This window comes from Paenibacillus sp. MER 180 (assembly GCF_023713665.1).
Classification (GTDB): Bacteria; Bacillota; Bacilli; order Paenibacillales; family Paenibacillaceae; genus Paenibacillus_B; species Paenibacillus_B suaedae.
On the sequence record NZ_JAMAVT010000002.1, the window covers coordinates 457,561 to 482,532 of the forward strand.

The window sequence follows — 24,972 nt, forward strand, 5'->3', positions numbered from 1 at the left end:
TTTTTCGTTCATTTACAGTGGAGGTGACTTAATGACCATAGCACGATCAACATTACGGGAGAAGCGGCGCCGTGTCGTATGGACGGCAACTTTGCTGCTTGTTGCGCTTATTGCTCATGGATGTTCGATTGCCGACCATACTCCTCCTGATGCATTGCTCGATAGAGCGCTCAATGGAATGGCAGGCAAGGATCAGTTCCGCTTTCAGGGCATGGCCGAAATCCGAACAGGCAAAGATAAACTGCTAGCCAAGCAGCTGCGATACGAGGGGGAAATTCAACAGCATAAGGGCACCCATATGCGAATCAGTCCTCAAGCGGAGCAGACAACGACCGAGGGCAGATGGAATCCTCTGCGACAATTGGAAGAGCTTCGAATCGATGGGGCGAAGCGGGTGAAGCTGCTGACGGATTCTGATCCAGTTGTTCAGACGCATGCTGGGTTGCCCAACCAAATGCGTGTAATGAGCATCGATGCGAAGCAGCGGGCAGACCTGATTCCATTGCAAATCGTAATCGGTGCAGATCAGGCAAAGCGCATGTATACCAAACAATTGCTTGAAGATTACGAACGGCTGATTACACCGAACGTGCAGCTGCAGCAAATGAAGGGCAGTATGTCGCAGGCTGATGAGCAAAAGCTTCAGAAGGAGTTAGCAGCTCTTGCTGCCCAAGGCCGCAAGGAGCTCCATGCAAGACTGGAGGATGCAGCGGTGCAGGCGAAGTATGTCGTGTGGGTGAATAAGCGAGACTCACTCCCTGCCTATGTCGAAGGTTGGATAACGTCATCCTATAAGAAGCAAGGGGAACCGAGAGAAGAATTGGTTCACACGCAGTCTCAATTCATATATGAGTAGAAGTCTGCTGTACCGTGCAGGAACACGCTGACTCTGCATGATCATCGTGATACAATGATAATCGTAAGTTCATGTTAACCGATCGAGGAGGAACCATAGGATGAAAGACCCAAGAATAGAACAGCTTGCGAAAAACTTGGTTGGATACTCAGTTGATGTACAGCCAGGGGAAAATATCCTTGTAGAGATGATTGGATCTGAGCGTGAATTGGTTAAGTGTATAGTGGATGAGATTGCGAAGCGCGGCGGTCGTCCATTTGTACAGCTGACGGATCGTTCTGTACTGCGTTCGCTTCTCATGAATGCAACCAAAGAGCAGATGGAGACATGGAAAGAGTATGATCTGCTTCGGATGCAGAATATGCAGGGGTACATTGGAATCCGTGCTGGTGAGAATGCAAACGAATTGGCCGATGTGCCAAAAGATAAGATGGCGTTGTACGAATCAATCTATTCCCATCCAGTACATATGGAAGAACGCGTTAAACGTACGAAATGGGTTGTGCTTCGCTATCCGAATGCCTCCATGGCTCAGCTGGCGAACACGTCGACAGAAGCATTTGAGGACTTCTACTTCAATGTTTGCAACTTGGACTACTCCAAGATGGATGCTGCGATGGATTCCTTGAAAAACTTGATGGATCGTACAGACAAGGTGCGCTTGGTCGGACCAGGAACAGATCTCAGCTTCTCCATCAAGAACATTGGTTCTGTCAAATGCTCCGGACAACGGAACATTCCAGACGGAGAAGTGTACACGGCTCCAGTGCGTGATTCGGTGAATGGCACTTTGTCCTACAACACACCGTCCATCTATAACGGGTTCACATTCGAGAATGTGAAATTCCGTTTTGAGAACGGTAAAATTGTGGAGGCAACAAGCAATGATACAGATCGCTTGAACGAAATCTTGGATTCGGATGAAGGGGCTCGCCACATCGGTGAATTTGCAATTGGCGTCAATCCGTATATTTTACACCCGATGAAGGACATTCTGTTCGATGAGAAGATTGCAGGCAGCATTCATTTCACACCGGGGCAAGCCTACGATACTGCTGATAACGGCAATCGCTCATCCATCCACTGGGACCTGGTTCTGATCCAGCGTCCAGAGTACGGGGGCGGCGAAATGTACTTTGACGATGTGCTTGTTCGCAAAGACGGCCGCTTTGTTCTTCCAGAGCTGGAATGCTTGAACCCTGAACATTTGAAGTAGTCTATATTTGCCTGCTTCATCTGATGGATTTCACCTTGCACCCAGCCTCTTATTCACGGTATGATGGAAGCGTATAAATTAGATGTGATTTACTGAGACGGAGGGATTTCAATGTCTAATAACACGGCAATTGTGGAAATCTCGCAAACAGCGAACAAATTCAGATCTTCGATTGTGTTACAAGCCGACAACAAATACATTGACGTAAAAAGTATTCTTGGTTTGTTCACGACACTCGTTGGCAATCAAGCGTATGAACTGCATGTTCATGGACCGGATGTAGACGAAGCGAAAGTAGCTATGTCTGAAGTATTCGAGAAGCATGGTCTGAATGTAACTGTTGTAGCCGAATAATTCGGATCGAGAATTGGGGGGTCGGGACGTATTGTCTCGGCTCTTCTTTCTTTTGGACAAGCACTTTCTGCTTAATATTAAAATACGCTGTTATTTTTTTGCTCTCTCAAGTTTTTCTCTATGAGATGGCAATTATGCTGACCATGCAAGGCGTCGCTTCACTTTGGTACAGGGAATTGCAGGTGGAAAAGTGCGCATTGTCACACAGAAGTTCGCGGTGCATCTTGTGTTACAGGTCATGATCGTCTAATATTAGAAATAGAACAAACGTGACTTCGGGTCATAGGGGGGAAATCAGGCATGTCTTCGTCGGATGTGGTACAACAGATCAATGATAAAGCGCTCGCTCTGCTTGAAGATGATGCGCATCAAATAGAGAAACTCATTCAAGTTCAAATGGAGAACTTGGCGACGCGTTACTGCCCTCTCTATGAGGAAGTGCTAGATACGCAAATGTATGGTTTTTCTAGACAGGTGGATTTTGCAGTTAGAGCGGGATTGGTAGAAGAGGCTGTCGGACGTATGCTGGTCAGCAGATTAGAGCGGAATCTTGCTGTACTGTATGAAGCATTGAACAAAGAAGAGAAATAAGATGAATGAAATTGCTCAGTGCGCAAACGACTGAATACAAAGAAAGCTTGGGACAAGTCCCAAGCTTTTTGTTTTTTGTTGGCAAATCGAAGGAAAGGGACAGCGGTAAGCTCTTTCCATACACGAATCATGAATCAGAACGCCTATACGAGGTAAAAAGATACGCCAAGAATAATATACACAGCGAGCAGCAGCAGTCCTTCGTACCAATTCGTACGTCCATCCTGAGAAATCGACTTCGCGATAAAGACAGAGACCGCAATGGCCACCATTTCAATGGTTGTAAATACGATGTCCATCGTTTGCCCGAAGAGTGCACTGACAAACACGAGTACCGGTGCTACGAACAGAGCAATTTGCAAGCTGCTGCCAATTGCAATCTCGACAGCAGCCCCGATCTTATTCTTCATCGCCATCATTACAGCTGCGCTATGCTCTGCGGCGTTACCGACGATTGCAATAACGAATGCGCCCACGAACAGTTCGGATAAGCCGAATTGTGCGGTGAACGAATCAAGGGTGCCAACCAGCCATTCACTCACGAATGCGACCATAACCGTAGCTAGGAGCAGGAATGCGATAGACTTTGATTTTGACCAAGCTGGCTCTTCTTCTGCCTGTTCCTCGCCAACCGCTGATTCATCGGTGAGCAGGTCCTTATGGGTAATCATAGAGAACACGAGCCAGAGCAAGTAAGCAGCGATCAATACGCCAGCAACAATGAGACTGAGCGTCTTCGTGCCTTCTGCACTAATCGAATGAGTGGTGAAAAATGCGGCAGGCACGAATAAGGCAATCACAGCAAGCAGCATCAGGGAACCGTTCATGCCTGCAAGCTCGATGTTGAACCGCTGCACCTTGTATTTTAAGCCGCCTACAAATAAGCTAAGCCCCAATACAAGCAGTAAGTTGCCGATAATCGCACCAGTCAAGCTGGCCTTGACCATGTCGAACAATCCTTCCCGAACAAGGAAGATTGCGATGATGAGCTCAGCTGCATTGCCGAAGGTCGCGTTAAGGAAGCCACCGAGCCGCTGGCCTGCGTAGTGGGATACACTCTCTGTGGCCCGTCCAAGAAAGCCGGCGACGAAAATAATCGAGACTGAGGAGATGACGAATTGCAATGTCATATTCCAGTGAAGGTAATGACCTACCCCACTAAGGACGAATGTGGTGCACAAAAGCGCAAAAAACAATCGGTTGCGCAAACCGATCACTCCTAACGTTCATAAGGTATGGGGCAAAACATCTGATATTTAATATAGCGAACTGATTTTCGTTTGTAAACTATGCCAATTGATCCATATCGTCGCTGTGAATTGAATCTGATTCGAGTTGAATTCACTGTTTGCTTTCATGTTCAAAAATCGACTACAATATAGGGGAGACAGAAAGGAGGATGACGATGGCTGAGGAACAATTGAACACGCAGGAAGGTAACATTCGGATATCCGACGATGTCGTCGCCACAATCGCTGGTCTTGCTGCGCTTGAAACTCCAGGTATTGCTGCTATGTCAGGCGGACTGTCCGAAGGCTGGGCGAAGCGATTGAGCGGCAAGAATGTACAAAAGGGTGTATCTGTAGAGGTAGGCCAAGTGGAAGCCGCTATAGATCTACGAGTGATTGTCATGTATGGCATGCCAATTCAGGAAGTGTGCCGCCAGTTGCAATTAAACGTCCGCGAAGCGGTTCAGAATATGACCGGACTAGGCGTCGTTGAAATTAATGTTAAGGTTGAGGGCGTCGCATTTAAAGATGAGGAACTGGAAGAGATCCAGCGAATCAGTAAATAGGCACTTATGCTTGCATGCACACCACGAAAAAAAAGACTACACGGACCTAAGAGGCCGGTAGTCTTTTTTGGTTGTTCGCTCGCGGGAATTCGGCAAGCTCCCAATTGGCTTCTTATCATGATTCATCCGATTCGCCTCGCGTGACACACTGAGCAATATGCCGATACTCGCCATCGTAATGAGCAGCGAGGAACCGCCATAACTGATGAGTGGAAGCGTGACACCGGTTATCGGGATCGTTCTCGTTACGCCTCCGATGTTAATGAAGGCTTGAACGGCGATAATCCCAACGATGCCAACACTAACAAGTGTCCCGTACGTATCTGGACACCGGAGAGCGATCATGATGCCGCGCCAGATGAACATCAAATAAACGATCAGGAATATGCTTGTTCCGATAAAGCCCCATTCCTCGGCGATGATAGCGAAGATGAAGTCATTATACGGGTAGGGCAGATAGAGCAGCTTCTGGATGCTCTGACCGAACCCAGCGCCAGTCCATCCGCCATGAGCGATCGCCTTCAACGATTGCAGGAGATTATAACTGGTATTCTGCGAATCGTGAAAGGGATCGAGCCAGGACTGGATGCGGGCGAATTGATATCCGTCCGTCAGCTTCCCAGGCGATAACAAAAAATGCAATCCTAGAACGACAATCACACCTGTCAGTCCTACCAACAGGCAATTCATGATGTGCTTCAGGTTGGCTCCGCCTGCAATGACGATAACACCGGCACAGAAGGCTAGAATCATGGCAGACCCAAAGTCAGGCTGCAGCATGATCAGGCCGACAACGAAGCCGACGATAATCATAACAGGAAAGAGTCCTTTTTTGAAATCTCGAAATTTCTCGCCCTTCTTGGTAATTAAGGCGGCTAGGTACAGAACAATTGATATCTTAGCCAGTTCTGTAGGCTGTATCCCGATTGAACCGACGCCAAACCAGCTGCGTGCTCCGTTCACATCCTTACCTATATACGGGACGAGCATTAGCATTATAATCGTAGCAATAAATAAAGGGATAAATAACTTTTTATACATCCTGTACGGGATATTCATTGCAATGAGCATTGCGATGAATCCAACTCCAGCCCACATGAGCTGACGCTTGCCGAAGTAAAGTGCATCATGGTTGTATAAAGCAGAAACGGCAGCCAGACTAGAACTCGCACTATATACCATGACGACACCGAATCCAACTAGCAATAACGTAAGCACGAGCAAGGTGAAATCCGGCGTGCCTTTGGCTGGTGGAGACGGGGTATCTCGTTTCATGGGTTTATATGTTGTTCTACTCAAATGAGAACCACTACGCGCTAAGCGCTTCCTTCAATTGATGCAGGCGTTGGGTAGCAGTGTTGAGCTGTGCTTGCGGAATGGGTGTTTCATAATCCAATCCGTGCGGGAAAGACGCACGTCCCATGTAGACCGCTTCGATTGCCAGAATCGCATCTGGCTTCTCCAGCTTGCCTTCCTTCACCCGTGTGTTAATACGCAAATAATAGTCTTCGCCGCCTGCTTCCAGCTTCAAGTCGTATGTAGCACGGTAATACTCCCATTGGCCGCGAAAGAAACCGAGCTTCTCCATTGCTTCATCAAGATAAGCAAGGTCGGATTCAAGCCCGATCAGGCCAGAATTTTCGATTATCATGTACCACTTTCCTCCTTCGAGTTCTCGTCTACCTTGTAAGTACAACCATCTTTACTCTCTACCATGATAGTATGTTTCCTACGCTTGCGCAAGACACCTCTAGCAGGAGCGGATATGGCTCCATATTTCAGGCAGAATCATGCAAAGATGTCTACGAAAGAATGCATGTTATGGTACAATTATGAAAATGGAAACGTAGGGGGAGAGAAGGATGAGTGTGTCTCAGGCATCGTCCTTATGGAAGGAAGCTTTGTCAGCGCAGTTTGACCAGATGATTGCATGGCGACGTTACTTGCATCAGAATCCGGAACTGTCCTATGAAGAATCGAAGACAGCCGCATTTGTAGCGGAACAGTTGCGCTCCTTTGGAATTGAGGTTGAAACCGGCATTGGCGGCAACGGAGTGGTAGGCCGCATTCGCAATGGTGATGGTGCAGTTGTTGCCCTGCGTGCAGATATAGATGCGCTTCCGATTCAAGATGAGAAGCAGTGTGAATACCGTTCACAGGTTGCCGGCGTGATGCATGCATGTGGTCATGATGGACATACGGCTACGCTGCTGTCGGTAGCTAAGGTGCTGTCAGAGCATCGAAGCCATTGGTCAGGAGAAATACGATTGCTGTTCCAGCCTGCGGAAGAGGTAAGCCCTGGCGGCGCTCAGGCTATGATCCGTGATGGCGCGCTGGAAGGTGTAGATCGGATATACGGCGTTCATCTGTGGACACCGATCCCTACAGGCATCATAGCTACGCGTCAAGGGCCGATGATGGCGGCTGTGGATGACTTCCGCTTGACGATTGCAGGGAAGGGCGGGCATGGAGGAATGCCGCATCTGTGCACAGATGCTGTATTAATCGGAGCCTCGCTTGTGCAGCAGCTGCAATCCATCGTTAGCCGCAACGTATCGCCGCTTCAGCCTGCGGTACTATCCATTGGCTCCATACAGGCGGGTACGACCCAAAATGTGATTGCAGAACGTGCGGAATTGAAGGGGACATTACGCTCGTTTGATCCGGATGTCCGCCAGCTGCTTCGTCAGCGCTTCGAGCGTATCGTAGATCTGACTTGTGCAATGCACGAAGCTGAATATGACTTAGAATTTCGAGTTGGCTATCCGGCACTCGTGAATGACAACAGCGAAGCTGAGCGTGTCTTCCGCATTGCAGCAGAAGTGGTGGGGCAGGATTGCGTTCGGGAAGCAGAGATGATGATGCCAGCCGAAGATTTTGCCTATTACGTGAAGCAGATTCAAGGCTGCTTCGTACTTGTCGGTGCTGGAAACGAGGACTACGCTCGTTATCCACACCATCATCCGAAGTTCGACTTCGACGAGTCTGCCATGTTGCCCGCTGGTCAGATGTTGATCGGATTAGCTATGGATGCATTGGCCGAGAAGAAGTAGCCATTGGCTGCCTGTGATATAGTAGTATAGAATACGTAACAGACTCCATTGGATGAGAATAAATTTGAGCCAGCTAACCTCTTATTCAGTATTACATACGTGTTCGGCAATTACATACGTGGCTGAGCATTAGAGCGCACTATGCTGGGAGAATGGTTGATAACCTTGGATAATCTCCTCCAATTAGGGCAACCTATGCCTGAATAGGAGGATGCTGATGTCAACGGTACAAGAGGTAATGACGACAAACTGTGCATCATGTACAGTATTGGATAACATCTACGAGGCAGCCGTCAAGATGAAGCAATACGATACGGGATTTATTCCGATAGTTGACGGAGAACGACTCGTTGGGGCTGTAACGGATCGTGATTTGGTGCTTCGCGGCATTGCAGCCAAGCAACCTGGTTCCACACGGATTTCGCATATTATGACAGAAGAGATCGTTAGCATATCACCGGATACGACGATTGACGACGCAGCTGCATTGATGGCTGAAGAGCAAGTTAGACGTCTTCCTGTCGTGAAGAACGGCAAGCTCGTAGGGGTCGTGTCCATCGGCGACTTAGCGAAACGGACGCCATTTGCGGATGAAGCAGGCCAGGCGCTCAGCGAGATTTCTGAATCGCCTTACACACATTAGGCAAGACATGTAACATGTACAGTTCATCTCGTCTTCTGTTATGAGGAGGGATGGACTTTTTTGCATTTAGTGTTAAGGACAGTTCGGGGATTCTTATATAGATAAAAATATTAACAAGCGAAGGGAGGTGCGGCAAATGACGAAAGAGATGTTTACGCTCGCAGTTCAGCAGGACATGACGATACTGGTTAATGCGCAGTCCGATGGCTATTCAGTTGTACGTCGAGCTCTGTTAGGATTTGCCGAGTTGGTGAAGAATCCGCACGGGCTGCATACCTTTCGAATGACTCCAATTACGCTATGGAATGCTGCGGCAAGCGGCAAGACTGCGGAGATGGTCTGCTCGGTGCTGGATGCTCATGCAACCTACCCTGTTCCTGTTAAGGCCAAGCAAGAGATCGCGATGTGGATGGGGCGGTATGGCTTATTCGTCCTACATGGGGAAGAAAAAGAATCCAGCATTACCTTGCATGCTAAGGATGCGAAAGTGTTAGAGCGCCTGTTGTCAGACCGAGAGGTCGGCAGATTGTTCACAGGGAAGCCGCAGGATGGCTGTGTGGCTATATTAGCGAAGCATCGTGGACGCTTGAAGCGGGCGCTTGCTAATGCAGGATATCCGGTTGTGGATCGGGTTGGATTCAGAGATGGGGAGCCGCTAGATTTCCGGTTTCGAGATGAAGGAGGCTTCCGAGTACGGGATTATCAGCGAGAAGCCGTACGGGCTTTTATCGGCAGTGAAGAACGTGCTGCGGGAGATGGCGTCATTGTGCTGCCATGCGGAGCGGGCAAGACAATCGTTGGGATTACGGCTATGACTGAGCTGCAAAGCGAGACTTTGATTCTCACATCGAATACAACTTCAGTGAAGCAGTGGAAGCGGGAAATACTGGCGCGAACGACCCTGTTAGATGAACAGATTGGCGAATATACGGGCAGAACGAAGCAGGTACGGCCGGTAACGATATCTACCTACCAAATGATGACTTACCGTCAAGACAAGGATGGGGAGTGCCAGCATATGCACTTATTTCATGAGCGGGATTGGGGGCTTATCATTTATGACGAAGTGCATTTGCTTCCGGCTCCTGTATTTCGCACAACGGCAGATTTACAGGCAACTAGACGGCTTGGTTTGACAGCTACACTCGTCCGTGAGGATGGATGCGAACGGGATGTATTTTCCTTGATTGGTCCGAAGCGGTATGAGCTCCCTTGGAAGGAGCTGGAGCAGGATGGTTGGATTGCCGAGGTGGATTGTGTAGAGGTTCGTGTGCCCTTATCAGAGGCTGGCAGACGGCACTACCTTCAAGCCGGCGAGCGAGACAAGGCAAGAATCGCGGGAGAAAATGAATTGAAGATAGAGGCTGTAAAGCGCCTCCTTCAGCGCCATCCCGGTGTTCCAACTTTGGTTATCGGGCAATATTTGCAGCAGTTGGATCGGTTATCGCAGTCACTGAATGCCCCTGTATTGACTGGGAAGACGCCGCAAGAGGAGCGGGAGCAGTTGTATGCGCAGTTCAAGCAAGGAGCGATACAAGTGTTGATTGTCTCCAAGGTTGCTAACTTTGCTGTGGATTTGCCGGATGCTACGGTAGCGATACAAGTGTCTGGAAGCTTCGGATCAAGGCAGGAGGAGGCCCAGCGGTTAGGTAGACTGCTTCGTCCCAAGGCGGATGGGAGACAAGCAAGCTTCTATTCAGTTGTGAGCGAAGATACGAAGGAGCGGGATTACGCCTTGAAGCGACAGCGGTTCCTCGTGGAACAGGGGTACCAATATGCAATTGAGCAACAGGAGGGCAGCCATGAATACGTATCAACTATGGAAGCGAACGGAACAGGATAAGGAGCATCCACGCAGCCAGCAGTGGAGAACATTCAACGATAATCCTGACCGGATTGCCGAGGCATATGCAGCACTGTCTGAGGAGCATAGAGTCTCGTACGATGTCATGCTCGATCGATCTGCTACTCTCCCTTTCGCATTGGATTCCCTGCGCAAATGGCATGGCCCTCAGGCAACAGGGGCGATGCTGCGTGCTGCTTGCGGATCGTTGTTGAAGTCAGGTCTGTTGGCAAGTGTCCGAACATCCTGGGGAGAGCGGCTTTTGTTCATTCCGAAGGACATATACGAGCATTTGCTTGCAATGCGTCTAGACGATGCGTTCTCGAAGTATGATTGCGTACCGGAAGGAGCGGAAATGGGAGATGCATTCCTGTATTCGCTTCATCCTCTCTCTGGAGGCGGTGTAATCTCGGTAGAAGCTTCCAAGGGGATGCTGACTGATTTGTTCCAAATGCTCGTATACGCCATGAATGAAGGCCTTCCGCTTACGGCTAAGGGGAACCTGCATAAGAGAGCGATCACGCGGCTTGATTCCTTGCTTCGTTTGGATGGACAAGCACTTGCATTTTGGAACATCAAAATTCCGTTTGCAGAGTCGTTGCCTATTCATGTAGCCATCGTGCTGGATATGGCTCTCCGGCTTGGGCTGCTGCGTAAAGACCCAACTAGCTATGTGGTGCAGATTGAACAGTTGAAGTGGTGGTTCAGCTTGCCTTCGCACGAAGCACTTCGGGCTATAGCCGAAGTTGTGATTGAGCACTATTTGCCTAATGAGGCGTTGGCAAGACATATTGCTTACTCCGCACTTTATTATGGAAGTTTGCGCAAGTGGAGCTCAGAAGAGAGCATTGTGAACGCTTGTCGGCATCTTGGGTGGCTCGAAGATGATGAACATACATATGAGGCGGTGCGGGAGCAGATTCGGGACTGGCTGAGAACAGCCCACTCCTTAGGGTTGTGCGATGTTGGTACGTCGGATGGATGCTGGATGTTCCGCAGCATACAACAGGAAGAAGGAGTACAACAACGCGTTCTATTCGTCCAGCCCGATTTTGAGATTATGGTGCCGCCTCACACCTCATTTCTCATTCGTTTCGAATTGGAGGTCTTTGCCGAACTGTGGAAGTCCGATCAGATGGATACGTATCGCTTGACTCGTGATTCGTTCGAGAACGGATTGGAGCATGGCCGCTCGGTTCAGTCGGTTCTGTCGTTTCTAGAGAGATGCTCGCTGACGGGAGTACCGGAGAATGTACGCGATGCAATCGAAATGTGGGGCCGTCAATACGGGAGAGTTCAGTTCGCAGAAGTCATTCTGCTTCGTTGTACAGATGCGGATACAGCCCAGGCTGTACAGTCCGCAATGGACAGCTTTGAGCCGCTCAAAAGATGGCTTATTCCCGTAGGTGCCCTCGATTATATTGTCGATCGGGAACATGTTGATGAAGTATCCAATCAGCTGACTCGCTTCGAGCTGCCGCCCTTGCAGCGCTGGGGTGGAGAAGAGCGGATGCGCATGCCATGTCTGTGGCAGGATGTGGTACGCGAACAAGAGGAACTGGAAGCAGATCATGAAGGGCCAGTTTACAGTCCATCCTCATTGCAGTATTATGAAATGGATACCGGTTCGATGGCGCAGGATGTTGATGAGAATAGCAACGACGATATTTCCAGCCAATGGACGAAGGCATTGCGGCCCTATCATACTTCAACGAAGCGTGATATGGTGATGGCGGCCATTCGGCATCAGACACAGCTTGAAGTCGAGGAAGAGGGGCGATCGCACGTGATTGTGCCGCTAACCTCGAAGGTGTCCGATGACAAGAGCTGGGCGGTAACAGCTTACGTATTGCCGTGCCTGTCGAGCGACAAGCCTGTCAACCTGTCTCCTGAGAAGTGGGACAAGGTTCGCTTGATCGTACCGGAGGGGCTGCTGTAGGGTTGGACTGCTGTATGCCCTCAATCGCAATACTTTCAAAAGAATTGAGCGTGATAACGTGCCAATAGAAGAAAAGCAAGATGTTGCCGATATGGCCGTTCTGCTCACCAATGCATATGAATTAGGCGACATGATCAACCAGTCAATAGAGGTTGCCGATTATGTGATGTGGAAAGAACGCATGGAAGGCAATGAGCAGGTTAAGCAGCTCATACGCGAATTTGCCCGTAAGAAGGAAAGGTTTGAAGAAGCGGAGCGATTTGGTCACTTCCATCCCGATTATCATAAGGCGAAGGATGAAGTGCTCGCTGTACAGCATGAGCTGGAGTCTATAGAAGAAGTATTTCAATTCAAGCAAGCTGAGGAAGCAGTCGATAAGCTGCTGCACAACTTGTCAGAAACAATTGCTCTTGCAGTATCTGAGACGATCAAGGTGCCGAGCAATGATCCACAACCGAAAGGTGGATGTGGGAGCGGAGGTTGCAGCGGCGGCTGCAGCAGTTGTTCATAGCAGCTCGGCTAGGGGAAAGCGAGGAGAGTTATGATTCCTGAACGGACGGGGTATATCATTTGGGTAAACGATGTGAAGGCTGCGCGCAACTTGGATAAATACGGAACGCTTCACTATGTATCGAAGAAGATGCAGTATGCTGTTCTTTATGTAAATGCGGAGAAGGCAGAAGAGACGGTCAAAAATGTGAAACGCTTGAATTACGTGAAGAAGATTGAGCGCTCGTATCGAAATGAGATTAAAACGGAATACAGTAAGGATGTTCCAGACAAAACTCGTTTTTACGGTATGTAAAATCAGATTAGAGCAGAATAGCAGAACTCTCCATTCTATTTGGAGGGGGCTGCTATTTTTTTTGTAATTTCTGATTTTATGTTAAAGATTTCCTAAAATGAAGGAAAAAGTTCTGTCTTGAACTTGTGAACAGTTGGCGCATCATGTAATATATTGGGTATATATACATAGATATAAAGACCTAACATGGTGGAGAGTGGTGAAGCCAATGAGAGACAAAGTAATGAATCGATGGAGCACCTATGAACCTTTCTATGTGTTGTTAGGCGATAAGAAAGTAGCCAATGTTGTCATTACGAATCATGCACGGGCTCGCTGGAATGATCGTATCGCGAAGGAAGAGGCGGATATTGAGTCTATAGCAGCGTTCATATGGGACAGCTTGAAGCAGAACCGGATCATCTCTTACTATCGCAATGAGCAGGATGTGTTCTTGATCGATGATGATTTGGTTGTGGTAGCTGAGTTCGTGGAGTCGGACACGGAGTTCGATTTGGCAGGCGATCCATTGTCTAAGATGATCATCGTTACCTTTCTTGGCAAGATGTCGGAGACGATGGAACTGCGTGATTTGAAGACATATTATTCATGGCTGCGGCATTCGCGGCGCATGACGTTGGTGAAGAATAGCCGCAAACATAGATGAATGCTTCCCCGGGTTGCATCGCATATATAATAGGCCAATCAGATCATCTGATTGGTTTTTTTGATTTGGCAACAGCATCGAGCTGAGTTGGTGCGGCAATGATATCAGTGGGAGGAGAAGTCTTATTGATCTTACGGATTTACGCTATAATAGAGCAGAAGAGTTAGGAAAGAGGGGAAAGGCGTATGGGGTTGAATTTTCATCAGCTGCATATTTTCTATAACGTCGCAACAAGAGGAAGCTTCTCGGCTGCTGCGCAAGCGCTGCATATGACCCAGCCGGCGGTAACGATGCAGATTCAGGCATTGGAAGAGTATTTCGGAACGAAGCTGCTGCACCGTTCTACGAAGAAGCTGCAATTGTCTGAGGCGGGCCATAAGCTGTTCCCTTATGCACAGCGTTGTATGGAGCTTGTTCGCGAAACAGAGGAAATAATGTCAAATTATACACTCGACTTGCATGGCAAGCTTGTGCTTGCAGCGAGTTTGACCATTGGTGAATATATGTTGCCGCCGATCCTCGGTCATTTTGCCAAGCTGCACCCGCATTTGGACATCCATATGCGTGTGATGAACAGCTCGCAAATTGTAGAGGGGATTCGCAGTCAACAGCTGCATCTCGGGCTCGTGGAAGCTCCGGTAGCGGATAATGATATTCATGTCGAGCCGATTATGGAGGATGAGCTGCTGCTGGTTGTGCCGCGGGATCACTCGCTGGCAGCGGTTAGTGAAGTGAAGCTTGAGAACGTGCTGTCTTATCCATTTGTGCTGCGGGAAATGGGATCGGGTACGCGCATTGTGATGGAGGAAGCGCTTCGCCAGCAGGGAGTTGACCCCGAGAAGCTACATGTTGTGATGGAGCTAGGAAGCACGGGAGCGGTGAAATCTGCTGTAGAGGCAGGAATTGGCGTAACGATGCTGTCGCCGTATGTTGTACGGCATGAAGAAGCGCTCGGGCTGCTGAAGACTGTTCGTATTCAGCAGGTGAGCATGAAGCGGCAATTTTATGCGGTTCATGCCCAAGCGGATCTGCTGTCGCTGCCTGCGACGGCACTGCTGACGATGCTTCGCAATCGACATGATAAGGAGCTATTACGATGAATAAGCATGAGGATGACATTCAAGTGGATGAGACGATGTTGTTTGCAAGAAAAGGAATGGGCGGTTCTAGTATTGAGCCAGGCGGGGCGGATCTGCATACCCATACGATAGCTTCAGATGGGATGACATCGCCTGCCTATAATGTGCGGCTCGCTCATTTAGCGGGTCTGAAGGCTCTAGCGATTACCGATCATGACACGGTGCTTGGTGTGCCTGAAGCGATTGAGGCCGGCGCACAGTATGGCATTCACATCGTACCGGGGGTTGAGATCAGTACGGTGGAAGAAGGAATTGATATTCATGTGCTCGGTTATTTCTTAGATATTGAGGATGCGGGATTGCTGGAGCGGTTGGCTGATTTGAGAGCTGTGCGGGATCGCCGCAATGAAATGCTTGTAGCGAAGCTGACGGAGCTGGGAATTCCACTGACGATGGAGGAAGTGGTGTCCGAGCTTGGGCGGCCGCTGTCTCCAGGCGAGACGGTAGGACGTCCCCATATCGCGGATGCCTTGGTTCGCCGAGGCATTGTTCGTAATATGAAGGAGGCTTTCGATGAGTATTTGGGTGCTGGCGGCAAGGCTTATGTGAACCCGCCGCGCATACGGCCACAAGAGGCAGTGCGGTGGATTCATGAAGCGGGCGGTGCTGCAGTTATGGCACATCCGGGCATCTACCATCGTGATGATCTGGTCATTCAGTTGCTGGATGCGGCGCCATGGGATGGCATAGAGGTATGGCATTCGGATCATTCGGAAGAGGACGCGAAGCGTTATAGCGAGATGGCAAGTGCAAGAGACTTGCTGCAAACGGCAGGCTCTGACTTCCACGGTGCGCGCAAGGGGGATGTATTCCATGGGGCTTTGGGCGGACGTAGGGTTCATGAGCAAACGGTTCAGCAGCTTCAAGAGCGGTCAGAGCAATATCAAGCGAAGCGAAGAAGCTAAATGAAAATGAACTAAGACCTAGCAAATCGGGATACTCCTTAACAGGATCAACATGAACGAATAGAGAAGAAGACCTGCTGATTAGCAGGTCTTCTTCGTACGCGAGCGGGTTGGCCATACTGTGCAAGACTGCGGTTAGCCGCCCTGCTTCACGGTCAGGCTCATGCCCTCAATGCGTTTTGCATCAGGGGTAATGAATAACGTTTTCTGACGTTCGTAGATGACGAACCCAGGTTTGGCTCCGTTAGGCTTCCGCACATGGCGGATAAGTGTATAGTCAACAGGCACCTGGCTGGAATGCTTCGCCTGACTGAAATAAGCGGCAAGCTGGGCTGCTTCCTCTAATGTCGCATCTCCGAACTGTTCGCTGCGTATGACAACATGTGATCCAGGGATATCCTTGGTGTGCAGCCAAGTATCGTTCGGCTTGCCGAGGCGATTGGTTACATATTCATTTTGCAAATTATTTTTGCCTACGTAGATTGGAATGTCTTCCGATGACGTGTAGCAATAGATGGTTGGACGTCCATCCTTCTTCTTCCGCTTGTCCTTGCGGCCCCGGTCACGCAAGTAGCCTTGGCCAACAAGCTCCTCTCGAATTTCCTGTGCATCTTGCACCGTTGCATCCTCCAACTGCTGCATAAGCGTTTCAAAATAGCGATTTTCCTCTTTGGCAGCAGACATTTGTTCTTGGACGACGGCGATGCTGTTTTTAGCTTTATTATATTTTTTGAAATAACGCTGTGCATTGTCTGAAGGAGTGAGCAGCGGATCAAGCGGTATCGTCATGGACGCACCGTTCTCATCGTAATAATTGATGAGTGTGATATCTCTATCTCCCTTCGTAATCATATGCAGGGATGCAAATAACAGCTCACCCATAATGCGTAATCGATCCGCATCCTGTGCTTCATTGAGCGTTTCCTCTAATTTGTCGAGTTTCTTCGCATTCTTCGTATGCTCCTGTTGCAGGAAGCGGAACAAATCGCCAACACGCTGCTTAATCATGTCGCGCTCGGCCTTGTCCCCATAAAAGTGCTCCATACAGTCACTCATTGTATCGAAGTATCGAGCTTCCCCGTGAATATGGGTAATATTCAGCGCTGAAAAATACGTTTTACCGCGTTCATCTGCAAGCAGGGTAGGCTTGTACCGCTGATTAGCGACATCGTCCATTGCTTGGAGAAAGGCTTCGCTCAGGTGTTGGGCTAATGTTTCCGGTGTACGCGTCTCCTCGGTGGATTCCGTGGCGGTTGGTACAGCGTACAATCCTGTACGCCATACGATCTCATCGGCCAATCGTGGGCTCACACCCGAGAAGTGCTGGACAAGCCATTTGGACAAAAATTTGGAGTCGATGCGTTGTTCCGGTTGTTCCGCTGACTCTTCCGCCTGCTCCACAAACATGGATAGGAAGGTAGCGGGTTCCACGCTCAGCGGATCCAGTTTGTGCTGTTCAGGCGGTGCCGTATATGTGAATCCAGGCATGACGATGCGGAAGCTGCTGATGGCAGGAGTGACATGATGAATGCCGTCAATAATGGTGAATGATGACGGTTCAACAATGATAATGTTACTGTGTCTGCCTGTAAGCTCAATGATGATCTTCTTCAGTGATTCATCTCCAAGCTCATCCCGCGAACGAACGGTAATATGTACAATACGTTCCCGGCCAATCTGCTCGATCTTCTCAATAACGCCGCCCTCGCAATGTTTGCGCATGAGCATACAGAACATTGGCGGTTCCGGCGGGTTCATGTACGAATGCTCTGTAAAATGAATGCGCGGATACGTTGGGTTGGCGGAGAGCAGCAGTTTGCGATTTTTGCCTCCCGTTCGGATATGCAGAATCAAGTCGTGTTCGGTAGGTTGATATAATTTAAGAATGCGAGCGCCTACCGTCTGTTGCAGTTCATCGACGAGGGCACGGGTTACAATTCCATCTAATGACATTATGAACTAACTCCTGTCTATCGAAATTCAATTCCTCGGCAAGCCTGCCGCAGCAAGCGGTATATCTGAGCATATGCTCTACATATACCGTGCTTCGTTCTAGTAGCGGGAACTGATCATCCTTCATTTGTGAACAAAAGCGCATATGACGGACGTCAATATGCTGTATCTCCTATCATGCCATATTTTTAATGAAAACTTAAGTGTCTCTTGGATCGTTGGGATATTTTTGGACTCGTCCGAATACCTATAGCGTAGAGGCTGTCTGCTTGGACACTTTTGCAAGGCTATCATACGGAACAATAACGGGAATGGAAAGGGGTACGAACCATGGATCAAATGAAGTGGCACCAGGCATCTTCGGAGCAATTGCTTCAAGCGCTGGGAGTCCACAGGGAAGAAGGGCTCTCTGATGAAGAAGCGGCGTCTCGCCAAACGCGTTTCGGGCATAATGAGCTGTCTGAAGGAGCGCGCATCTCGCCGATCACCTTGTTTTTAAACCAATTTAAAGATTTCATGGTACTGGTTCTTGCCGGTGCTACGCTCGTATCTGGGATACTCGGAGAGTATCTTGATGCCATAACGATTATTGCGATTATTTCACTGAATGCTGTACTCGGTTTCATTCAAGAGTTTCGAGCGGAACGATCGCTTCATGCATTAAAGCAGATGTCTGCGCCTACGGCCAATGTGCTTCGCAACAAGCAAGTGCGCAGTGTGCCCGCGAGTGAGCTTGTACCCGGGGACATCGTGCTTCTGGAGAGCGGAGATCGTGTGCCTGCCGACATCCGTTGGTTTGAGACGAACAGCTTGTATGCTGAGGAATCTGCCTTGACCGGAGAGTCGGTACCTGTTGGCAAGCATGCCAAGCCGATAGATAAGGAAGATATCCCATTAGGAGATATGAAAAATATCGGATTCATGGGCACGATGGTTACCCGCGGCTCCGGCAAAGGCGTTGTTATCCGAACAGGTATGGACACCGAGATGGGGAAAATCGCCGATCTAATCGAAAACACCGAATCGATGGATACTCCGCTGCAGCATCGGCTTGAGCAACTAGGCAAAATTCTAATTATCGTCGCCCTTCTGGTGACGGTAGTGGTTGTGGCTGCTGGTATTATGCATGGACAACCCGCGATGACGATGTTTTTGGCGGGTGTCAGTTTGGCCGTTGCTGCAATTCCCGAAGGATTGCCAGCGATCGTTACGATTGCGCTGGCCCTGGGCGTTCAGCGCATGATTAAGCGCAAGGCTATCGTTCGCAAGCTGCCGTCAGTGGAGACGTTAGGGTGCGCCTCTGTCATATGCTCGGACAAAACAGGAACACTTACGCAGAATAAGATGACGGTAACCCGCATATGGACAGGTGGTCGTTCACTTGAAGTTAGCGGGGAAGGATTTGAGCCGACTGGACAAATTACAGAACTAGGCAAGCAGTTGGATTTGAAGCACGATCAGTCTCTGCGCCGAGTGTTGCAGATCAGTGCATTGTGCAATAATGCCACCCTTATCGAATCTTATCCGACCGAACAACAAGCCGCTACGTCTGAACGTAAAAAGGGGAAGAACGGTAAGCAAGCTGCGGGCAAAGAAAAGGAAGAGCTGAGGCCGATCTGGGACATTAAGGGTGATCCAACAGAAGGAGCACTGGTTGTACTGGCTGCGAAGTTAGGGATGACGCCGCAGTCATTGTCCGCCGTGTATGAACGCGTTGGAGAAATTTCCTTTGATTCGGATCGCAAGCGGATGTCTGTCATTGTGAAGCATCAGGGTGGTCGTCTCGCTTTGGTGAAGGGTGCGCCTGATGTGCTGCTGGAACGGTGCAGCTATGCACTGTGGGATGGCAAGGTCGTTCCATTCACGGCGACATTGAAGCAGAAGGCATTAGCAGCGAACGAAGCTATGGCGAAACAGGCGCTCCGTGTACTGGGGCTTGCCTATCGTGAAATGAAGCCCAGCGAAGATGCGGAGAATGAATCTGCAGTGGAATCCCAGCTCGTGTTCGCAGGATTAGCGGGTATGATTGATCCGCCGCGTCGCGAGGCAAGAGAAGCCATTGCTATCTGCAGACGTGCTGGAATTAAGACGGTAATGATTACGGGTGATCATCAATTGACTGCAGAAGCGATCGCCAATCAGCTCGGCATCATCCCGCGCGGCGGATTAACGATGAGCGGAGTGCAGCTTGCTATGATGGATGATGATGCCCTGGATAAGGTCGTGGACAATGCCTATGTATATGCGAGGGTTTCGCCAGAGCATAAGCTGAGAATCGTTAAGGCATTACAGCGCAGGGGTCATGTTGTGGCGATGACAGGGGACGGTGTCAATGATGCTCCTGCCATTAAGGCTGCAGATATCGGCATTGCGATGGGGAAAACAGGTACCGATGTAACCAAAGAAGCCTCGTCGCTCATCCTGAGCGATGATAATTTTGCAACGATCGTAGCGGCCATTGAGGAAGGACGCGGCATTTACGAGAATATTCGCAAATTTATACGATACTTACTAGCTTCGAACGTAGGGGAAATATTAGTCATGTTCCTTGCCATGATTCTAGGACTTCCCTTGCCGCTTGTACCGATACAAATTTTATGGGTGAATCTGGTGACTGACGGGCTGCCTGCAATGGCGCTCGGCGTCGATCAGCCTGAGAAGGATTTAATGGAGCATCGGCCGCGGTCTGCAAAGGAAAGTATCTTCTCACGGAGATTGGGTTGGAAAATTATTAGCCGAGGCATCTTGATTGGGGTTTGTACGCTAATCGCATTTTGGCTTACATGGAGTACGGATCCAGACAGTGCTGCACAGCTTACGAAAGCTCAATCCGTCGCATTTGCGACACTCGTACTAGCCCAGCTTATTCATGTGTTTGATTGCCGAAGCTCTCGTTCGATTTTCCATCGGAATTTCTTGCAGAACCGCTACTTGGTGCTGGCAGTTGCCTCCTCGGTTGTGCTTCTGCTTGGTGTGCTCTATATCGAGCCGTTGCAGCCAATATTCAAGACGGTTCCGCTCAACTTCAGAGATTGGGCGATTACATTTGTCATGGCTGGCATTCCAACCTTCTTGATGGGGATCGGATCAGTCTTGTCCGGCAAGAAGTCGGGACGGCCAAGTGGGGCGAATCCCGCCTATACCTCCAATCGAAGAGCGGCCTGAAGTTGGTAAATGTTGAAGAATATATTTATGTGAAAAGTGCAAATATTGATCCGCTAGGTTTATAGATTAACAAGCCTTGATTCGGTAAAATTTGAGTTGTTATGAATGACTCGAATGTGGTCAATAATGCAAACTGAGTTTGCCGTATGAAAGGTTGATTGCGATGAAATTTACAAAGATGCATGGACTCGGCAATGACTTCGTTATTGTTTATGGAGAGCAGGAGCTTCCAGCTAACGTATCTGAGTTGGCGGTTGCAGTCTGTAATCGCCATTTCGGTATTGGTGCTGACGGTCTTGTATATATATTGCCTTCTGAATCTGCTGATGTGAGAATGCGAATTATTAATTCGGATGGGTCAGAAGCTGAACAGTGCGGTAATGCGATTCGATGTGTCTCGACCTATGTCGTGGAGCATGGATATGTGAAGCGAGATGAGCTTACGATCGAGACTCAGGCTGGTGTGCAGCATGTTCAGATCATTCGTGAGGACGGATGCGTCCATGCTGTGCGTGTAGATATGGGAGAGCCAGTGCTTGAAGGGCTGCAGGTACCGACGGTATTTGATAAGCCTGCTGTCATTGACCAGCCAATTGAAGCAGGCGGCCACGCATTTACGTTTACGGCAGTATCTATGGGTAATCCACACTGTGTCATCTATGTGGATGATGCAGCAACGTTCGATATCCATGGATGGGGGCCGCTGTTGGAGAGTCACTCTTATTTTCCGCGGAACATCAATGTAGAGTTTGTCTCTATTCATACACGCGATCATGTCACGATGCGAGTATGGGAGCGGGGAGCAGGGGCTACTCTTGCATGTGGAACAGGCGCTTGCGCGACGCTCGTATCGAGTGTGCTTAATGGGTTGACGGACAGAGTGGCAACCGTATCGCTTGCAGGAGGAGACTTATTTATTGAATGGAATGCTGCGGATAATCATGTTTACATGACAGGGCCTGCAACATTTGTATTTGATGGAGTATGGGAGTAAGGAACTTAATAAACTGGATGAGTTGAGAACATGAGGGGTCGCTGTAGTCGATGCAGCTGGCCTCTTTTTTATGCTGTGATGTACGTATAACACAGTATTTTGGTGGAAATTCTATGAGATTTTCAAAAAAAGACGAACAAAATGGGCGATTTTACTTGATGAACCGCGGTTTCTTGATAGAATGTTTACTAAGCAAGTTACTACTATATACAGAGGATTCACCAACGATGGGAGATTGGGGTGCAAGACAGGATGAAGAACTTTCGGGAAGCACTGCACGAGCAAATCATAATTGGCGATGGTGCAATGGGGACGTATTTGTATCAACTTGGGTATCCTGTTGGTATCTCGTATGAAATACTGAATGTTACCGATCCAGATGTGATCCGCAATATCCATAAGCAGTATGTGGATGCAGGTGCGGGTCTGCTAGAGACGAATACATTCACTGCGAATCGGGAGAAGCTCTACAGACATGGCAAAGAGCATCTCGTTAAGGATATTAATAGAGCGGCTGTCCGCCTTGCCCGTGAAGCAGCAGGAAATCAAGCTTATGTGATAGGTGCGCTTGGTTCTATTCGAGCAGGTAAACGTGAGAATGTTCATACCAACCAAGTCATTCGAGATTATCATGAACAGATGTCGGCCATGCTGGAAGAAGGCGTTGACGGCATTATGTTTGAGACCTTCTACGATCTGGAAGAAATGCGTCTTGCCTTGCAAGTGGTGCGTGAACTGGATCAAGATGTTCCTGTAATCTGTCAATTCGCCGTGGAGGAATCTCGGAGAACGAAGGATGGCAAGAGCTTGCTGGAAGCATTCCGCGTCTTGCGTGACGATGGAGCGGATGTAGTAGGCTTGAACTGCCATATGGGTCCGAATGGCGTGCTGCGTGCGCTTGAGGGTGTTCAAGGGCGTATCGACCTGCCGTTGTCTGCATTCCCCAATGCAGGTCTGCCTGATTATGTCGATGGACGCTACAACTTCGTTGCATCCGCAGAATATATGGCGCAAAGCGCGGTTAAATTCGTGCAGATGGGTGCTCGGATTGTCGGCGGCTGCTGCGGAACGACACCTGAACATGTTGCGGCGATCGTAGAAGCACTCCGGGATGTAGAAGTTCCTGAGCTCCCTGTGCAGCCTGTGGAAAGCATCATTATTGAAGAGGAATCAGAATCTATGCTTTGGCATGACGGTGCTGCTTGCTATGACGGCTGTGATCATGGACACGATGCTGAGGAATCAATAGTCGATATGGTGCGATCACGTCATACAGTCATCGTAGAGCTGGATCCGCCTCGTGATCTGGATGTATCGAAGTTCATGAAGGGTGCGCAGGTATTGAAGGAGGCGGGGGTTGACGCCCTGACGTTGGCAGATAATTCGCTTGCCGTTACCAGAATGAGCAACTTGGCTCTTGGTTACATGGCACTTGATAAAGTCGGCATTCGCCCGCTTGTCCATATTGCATGCCGAGATCGCAATCTGATAGGAACTCAGTCCCACATGATGGGCCTTCATGCACTTGGCATTGACCATGTGCTCGCTGTAACGGGAGATCCGGCCCGATTCGGTGATCTTCCTGACTCGAGCTCGGTATACGACATGACCTCTTTCGAGATCATTCGGATGATTAAGCAGTTGAATAGTGGTCTCGCATTCTCAGGCAAGCCGCTCAAGCAGAAGGCGAAGTTCGTCGTTGGCGGCGCATTTAATCCGAATGTGAAGCATCTGGATAAAGCGATTGCGCGTTTGGAACGGAAAATCGAGGCCGGCGCGGATTACATTATGACGCAGCCCGTCTATGATAAAGAGTTAATTGTACGGATAGCAGAAGGTACGAAACATCTTAATGTACCAGTCTTTATCGGGATTATGCCGCTTGCGAGCGGACGCAATGCTGAATATCTCCACAATGAGGTTCCCGGTATCGAACTGTCCGATGAAGTACGTAGTAGAATGAACGGATTAGAAGGGGAAGCTGGGCGCAAGGAAGGGGTCGCCATCGCGAAGGAACTGCTGGATGTCGCGCTTACCCATTTTAAGGGCATCTACTTCATGACGCCGTTCATGTTCTATGAAATGACAGCCGAATTGACCCAGTATGTATGGGAAAAAGCGGAACGCCAGGCAGACCCCTTGTATCGTCTGACATAATCAATTAAAATAGGGTAATGGATGTGGTGCCCGTGGTCTATAGTATGACTGGTTACGGTCAGTCTACCCGCGAGATTGGCGGGTACAAGATAACGATTGAAGCGAAGTCTGTTAACCATCGTTACTGCGAAGCTGTGCTTCGCTTGCCGAGAGAATGGACATGCTATGAGGATCGTCTTCGGCGCATCGTTCAGCAGAAGGTTAGTCGCGGCCGAATCGATGTGTTTATGAATAAGGAGCGGAACGGCGAGGTCAAGTCGGTTGTGGAATTGAATCGGCAAACGCTCGAAGCGTATCTTCAAGCTTCTGCGAAAGTTCAAAGTGAGTATGGTGTAGCGGGAGATTTGTCGGTTACCGACTTGCTCTCGCTTCCTGATTTGTTCACGGTTAGAGAGTTAACCTCTTGGTCGGAGGAGGAGCTTGCTGCTTCTCTGGAATCGGGATTGCTGGAAGCAATGGATGGATTGTGCAGGATGCGCGCCATGGAAGGCAGCCACCTCAACCGAGATTTGGCGGAACGACTGAGCCGGTTGGAATTGCTCCATTCGGAACTCACAGAATGGGCTCCGGTCGTTGTGACCGATTATCGAGCGAAACTGAATCAACGTATCGAACAACTGTTGGATGCCAGTTTTCCAATGGACGAGCATAAGCTTGCACTGGAAGTGGCACTGTTTGCGGAACGCTCCAACATTGATGAAGAACTGACGCGGCTGAAGAGCCATTTCGAACAGTTCAGACGACTGCTCGAAAGTAATGAAGCGATAGGACGCAAGCTTGATTTTCTTGTACAAGAAATGAACCGCGAAACGAACACCATCGGCTCCAAGGCGAATCATTTGGAAATAACGAACCGCGTCGTTGAAATGAAAGCGGAGCTGGAGAAAATTCGCGAACAAGCAGCGAATATTGAATAAA

Annotated in this window: 22 protein-coding genes; 18 read left to right on the forward strand and 4 right to left on the reverse strand. The window is 49.2% G+C overall.

Features of this window, described 5'->3' with window-relative positions; all coding sequences use genetic code 11:
- The first annotated feature begins 31 nt into the window (after positions 1-31).
- The 4 genes from M3661_RS04730 to M3661_RS04745 all read left to right on the forward strand — a co-directional run bounded on the left by M3661_RS04730 (position 32) and on the right by M3661_RS04745 (position 3,017).
- On the forward strand, positions 32-856 hold the full coding sequence (locus M3661_RS04730) for a hypothetical protein (RefSeq protein ID WP_251482665.1): 825 nt from the start codon (positions 32-34) through the stop codon (positions 854-856).
- A gap of 100 nt (positions 857-956) precedes the next feature.
- Entirely contained in the window at positions 957-2,072 is a 1,116-nt protein-coding gene (locus tag M3661_RS04735; protein WP_251482667.1) for an aminopeptidase, read from the forward strand.
- A 111-nt stretch (positions 2,073-2,183) separates the two neighbouring features.
- Entirely contained in the window at positions 2,184-2,426 is a 243-nt protein-coding gene (locus tag M3661_RS04740) for an HPr family phosphocarrier protein (protein ID WP_021256678.1), read from the forward strand.
- 300 nt (positions 2,427-2,726) lie between these two features.
- Positions 2,727-3,017 carry an Fpa/YlaN family protein gene (locus tag M3661_RS04745; protein ID WP_021256677.1) on the forward strand — a complete coding sequence of 97 codons (291 nt, stop codon included), beginning with the start codon at positions 2,727-2,729 and terminating at the stop codon, positions 3,015-3,017.
- A 143-nt stretch (positions 3,018-3,160) separates the two neighbouring features.
- Here the strand turns inward: M3661_RS04745 and cax are convergent, their stop codons facing one another.
- On the reverse strand, positions 3,161-4,225 hold the full coding sequence (gene cax, locus M3661_RS04750; RefSeq protein WP_251482669.1) for a calcium/proton exchanger: 1,065 nt from the start codon (positions 4,223-4,225) through the stop codon (positions 3,161-3,163).
- A 197-nt stretch (positions 4,226-4,422) separates the two neighbouring features.
- On the opposite strand from cax, the gene M3661_RS04755 reads away from it, so the two are divergent.
- Positions 4,423-4,812, forward strand: coding sequence for an Asp23/Gls24 family envelope stress response protein (locus M3661_RS04755; protein WP_021256675.1), 390 nt, complete (start codon positions 4,423-4,425; stop codon positions 4,810-4,812).
- A 36-nt stretch (positions 4,813-4,848) separates the two neighbouring features.
- On the opposite strand, the gene ftsW is transcribed toward M3661_RS04755, so the two are convergent.
- Positions 4,849-6,087, reverse strand: a complete 1,239-nt coding sequence (ftsW, locus tag M3661_RS04760) for a putative lipid II flippase FtsW (RefSeq protein ID WP_251482765.1) — start codon at positions 6,085-6,087, stop codon at positions 4,849-4,851.
- Positions 6,088-6,121: 34 nt separating this feature from the next.
- Complete coding sequence (locus M3661_RS04765) at positions 6,122-6,463, reverse strand: YugN family protein (protein WP_251482671.1); 342 nt, start codon at positions 6,461-6,463, stop codon at positions 6,122-6,124.
- Positions 6,464-6,674: 211 nt separating this feature from the next.
- On the opposite strand from M3661_RS04765, the gene M3661_RS04770 reads away from it, so the two are divergent.
- The 9 genes from M3661_RS04770 (at position 6,675) to M3661_RS04810 (ending at position 15,785) form a co-directional block, all read left to right on the forward strand.
- Positions 6,675-7,865 (forward strand): M20 metallopeptidase family protein, encoded by a 1,191-nt coding sequence (locus M3661_RS04770; protein WP_065290272.1) that lies wholly within the window; start codon positions 6,675-6,677, stop codon positions 7,863-7,865.
- A 217-nt stretch (positions 7,866-8,082) separates the two neighbouring features.
- On the forward strand, positions 8,083-8,508 hold the full coding sequence (locus M3661_RS04775) for a CBS domain-containing protein (RefSeq protein ID WP_251482673.1): 426 nt from the start codon (positions 8,083-8,085) through the stop codon (positions 8,506-8,508).
- 136 nt (positions 8,509-8,644) lie between these two features.
- On the forward strand, positions 8,645-10,351 hold the full coding sequence (locus tag M3661_RS04780) for a DNA repair helicase XPB (protein ID WP_251482675.1): 1,707 nt from the start codon (positions 8,645-8,647) through the stop codon (positions 10,349-10,351).
- Positions 10,311-12,290, forward strand: a complete 1,980-nt coding sequence (locus M3661_RS04785; RefSeq protein ID WP_251482678.1) for a helicase-associated domain-containing protein — start codon at positions 10,311-10,313, stop codon at positions 12,288-12,290. The genes M3661_RS04780 and M3661_RS04785 overlap by 41 nt, the downstream gene beginning before the upstream one ends.
- Positions 12,291-12,381: 91 nt before the next feature.
- Entirely contained in the window at positions 12,382-12,801 is a 420-nt protein-coding gene (locus M3661_RS04790; protein ID WP_251482767.1) for a YlbF/YmcA family competence regulator, read from the forward strand.
- A 30-nt stretch (positions 12,802-12,831) separates the two neighbouring features.
- Positions 12,832-13,095: a YlbG family protein gene (locus tag M3661_RS04795; RefSeq protein ID WP_021256667.1), complete on the forward strand. Its 264-nt coding sequence runs from the start codon at positions 12,832-12,834 to the stop codon at positions 13,093-13,095.
- A 208-nt stretch (positions 13,096-13,303) separates the two neighbouring features.
- A complete protein-coding gene (locus M3661_RS04800) occupies positions 13,304-13,741 on the forward strand; it encodes a hypothetical protein (protein ID WP_021256666.1) in 438 nt (145 codons plus the stop codon).
- A gap of 185 nt (positions 13,742-13,926) precedes the next feature.
- Positions 13,927-14,841, forward strand: coding sequence for a selenium metabolism-associated LysR family transcriptional regulator (locus tag M3661_RS04805; RefSeq protein ID WP_065290275.1), 915 nt, complete (start codon positions 13,927-13,929; stop codon positions 14,839-14,841).
- Positions 14,838-15,785: a PHP domain-containing protein gene (locus tag M3661_RS04810; RefSeq protein WP_251482680.1), complete on the forward strand. Its 948-nt coding sequence runs from the start codon at positions 14,838-14,840 to the stop codon at positions 15,783-15,785. The genes M3661_RS04805 and M3661_RS04810 overlap by 4 nt, the downstream gene beginning before the upstream one ends.
- Before the next feature lie 135 nt (positions 15,786-15,920).
- On the opposite strand, the gene M3661_RS04815 is transcribed toward M3661_RS04810, so the two are convergent.
- Entirely contained in the window at positions 15,921-17,738 is a 1,818-nt protein-coding gene (locus tag M3661_RS04815; RefSeq protein WP_065290277.1) for an Rqc2 family fibronectin-binding protein, read from the reverse strand.
- Between the two features lie 330 nt (positions 17,739-18,068).
- Here M3661_RS04815 and M3661_RS04820 point away from each other — a divergent pair, with 330 nt between their 5' ends.
- The 4 genes from M3661_RS04820 to M3661_RS04835 all read left to right on the forward strand — a co-directional run bounded on the left by M3661_RS04820 (position 18,069) and on the right by M3661_RS04835 (position 24,971).
- On the forward strand, positions 18,069-20,903 hold the full coding sequence (locus M3661_RS04820) for a calcium-translocating P-type ATPase, SERCA-type (RefSeq protein ID WP_251482682.1): 2,835 nt from the start codon (positions 18,069-18,071) through the stop codon (positions 20,901-20,903).
- 163 nt (positions 20,904-21,066) lie between these two features.
- Positions 21,067-21,897 carry a diaminopimelate epimerase gene (gene dapF, locus M3661_RS04825; RefSeq protein WP_251482684.1) on the forward strand — a complete coding sequence of 277 codons (831 nt, stop codon included), beginning with the start codon at positions 21,067-21,069 and terminating at the stop codon, positions 21,895-21,897.
- A gap of 252 nt (positions 21,898-22,149) precedes the next feature.
- Positions 22,150-24,054, forward strand: a complete 1,905-nt coding sequence (locus M3661_RS04830) for a bifunctional homocysteine S-methyltransferase/methylenetetrahydrofolate reductase (RefSeq protein WP_065290280.1) — start codon at positions 22,150-22,152, stop codon at positions 24,052-24,054.
- 32 nt (positions 24,055-24,086) lie between these two features.
- Positions 24,087-24,971, forward strand: coding sequence for a YicC/YloC family endoribonuclease (locus M3661_RS04835; RefSeq protein ID WP_028531238.1), 885 nt, complete (start codon positions 24,087-24,089; stop codon positions 24,969-24,971).
- The last annotated feature ends 1 nt before the right edge of the window (position 24,972 follow it).

Bases quoted from the DNA above. Each gene is read 5' to 3' on its own strand.
- M3661_RS04785 (WP_251482678.1), top strand. From the start codon at position 10,311: ATGAATACGTATCAACTATGGAAGCGAACGGAACAGGATAAGGAGCAT.
- M3661_RS04830 (WP_065290280.1), top strand. From the start codon at position 22,150: ATGAAGAACTTTCGGGAAGCACTGCACGAGCAAATCATAATTGGCGAT.
- dapF (WP_251482684.1), top strand. From the start codon at position 21,067: ATGAAATTTACAAAGATGCATGGACTCGGCAATGACTTCGTTATTGTT.
- M3661_RS04780 (WP_251482675.1), top strand. From the start codon at position 8,645: ATGACGAAAGAGATGTTTACGCTCGCAGTTCAGCAGGACATGACGATA.
- M3661_RS04735 (WP_251482667.1), top strand. From the start codon at position 957: ATGAAAGACCCAAGAATAGAACAGCTTGCGAAAAACTTGGTTGGATAC.
- M3661_RS04800 (WP_021256666.1), top strand. From the start codon at position 13,304: ATGAGAGACAAAGTAATGAATCGATGGAGCACCTATGAACCTTTCTAT.
- M3661_RS04765 (WP_251482671.1), bottom strand. From the start codon at position 6,463: ATGATAATCGAAAATTCTGGCCTGATCGGGCTTGAATCCGACCTTGCT.
- M3661_RS04745 (WP_021256677.1), top strand. From the start codon at position 2,727: ATGTCTTCGTCGGATGTGGTACAACAGATCAATGATAAAGCGCTCGCT.
- M3661_RS04805 (WP_065290275.1), top strand. From the start codon at position 13,927: ATGGGGTTGAATTTTCATCAGCTGCATATTTTCTATAACGTCGCAACA.
- M3661_RS04755 (WP_021256675.1), top strand. From the start codon at position 4,423: ATGGCTGAGGAACAATTGAACACGCAGGAAGGTAACATTCGGATATCC.
- ftsW (WP_251482765.1), bottom strand. From the start codon at position 6,087: ATGAAACGAGATACCCCGTCTCCACCAGCCAAAGGCACGCCGGATTTC.
- M3661_RS04770 (WP_065290272.1), top strand. From the start codon at position 6,675: ATGAGTGTGTCTCAGGCATCGTCCTTATGGAAGGAAGCTTTGTCAGCG.
- M3661_RS04740 (WP_021256678.1), top strand. From the start codon at position 2,184: ATGTCTAATAACACGGCAATTGTGGAAATCTCGCAAACAGCGAACAAA.
- M3661_RS04775 (WP_251482673.1), top strand. From the start codon at position 8,083: ATGTCAACGGTACAAGAGGTAATGACGACAAACTGTGCATCATGTACA.
- M3661_RS04810 (WP_251482680.1), top strand. From the start codon at position 14,838: ATGAATAAGCATGAGGATGACATTCAAGTGGATGAGACGATGTTGTTT.
- M3661_RS04730 (WP_251482665.1), top strand. From the start codon at position 32: ATGACCATAGCACGATCAACATTACGGGAGAAGCGGCGCCGTGTCGTA.
- M3661_RS04795 (WP_021256667.1), top strand. From the start codon at position 12,832: ATGATTCCTGAACGGACGGGGTATATCATTTGGGTAAACGATGTGAAG.
- M3661_RS04790 (WP_251482767.1), top strand. From the start codon at position 12,382: ATGGCCGTTCTGCTCACCAATGCATATGAATTAGGCGACATGATCAAC.
- M3661_RS04815 (WP_065290277.1), bottom strand. From the start codon at position 17,738: ATGTCATTAGATGGAATTGTAACCCGTGCCCTCGTCGATGAACTGCAA.
- M3661_RS04820 (WP_251482682.1), top strand. From the start codon at position 18,069: ATGGATCAAATGAAGTGGCACCAGGCATCTTCGGAGCAATTGCTTCAA.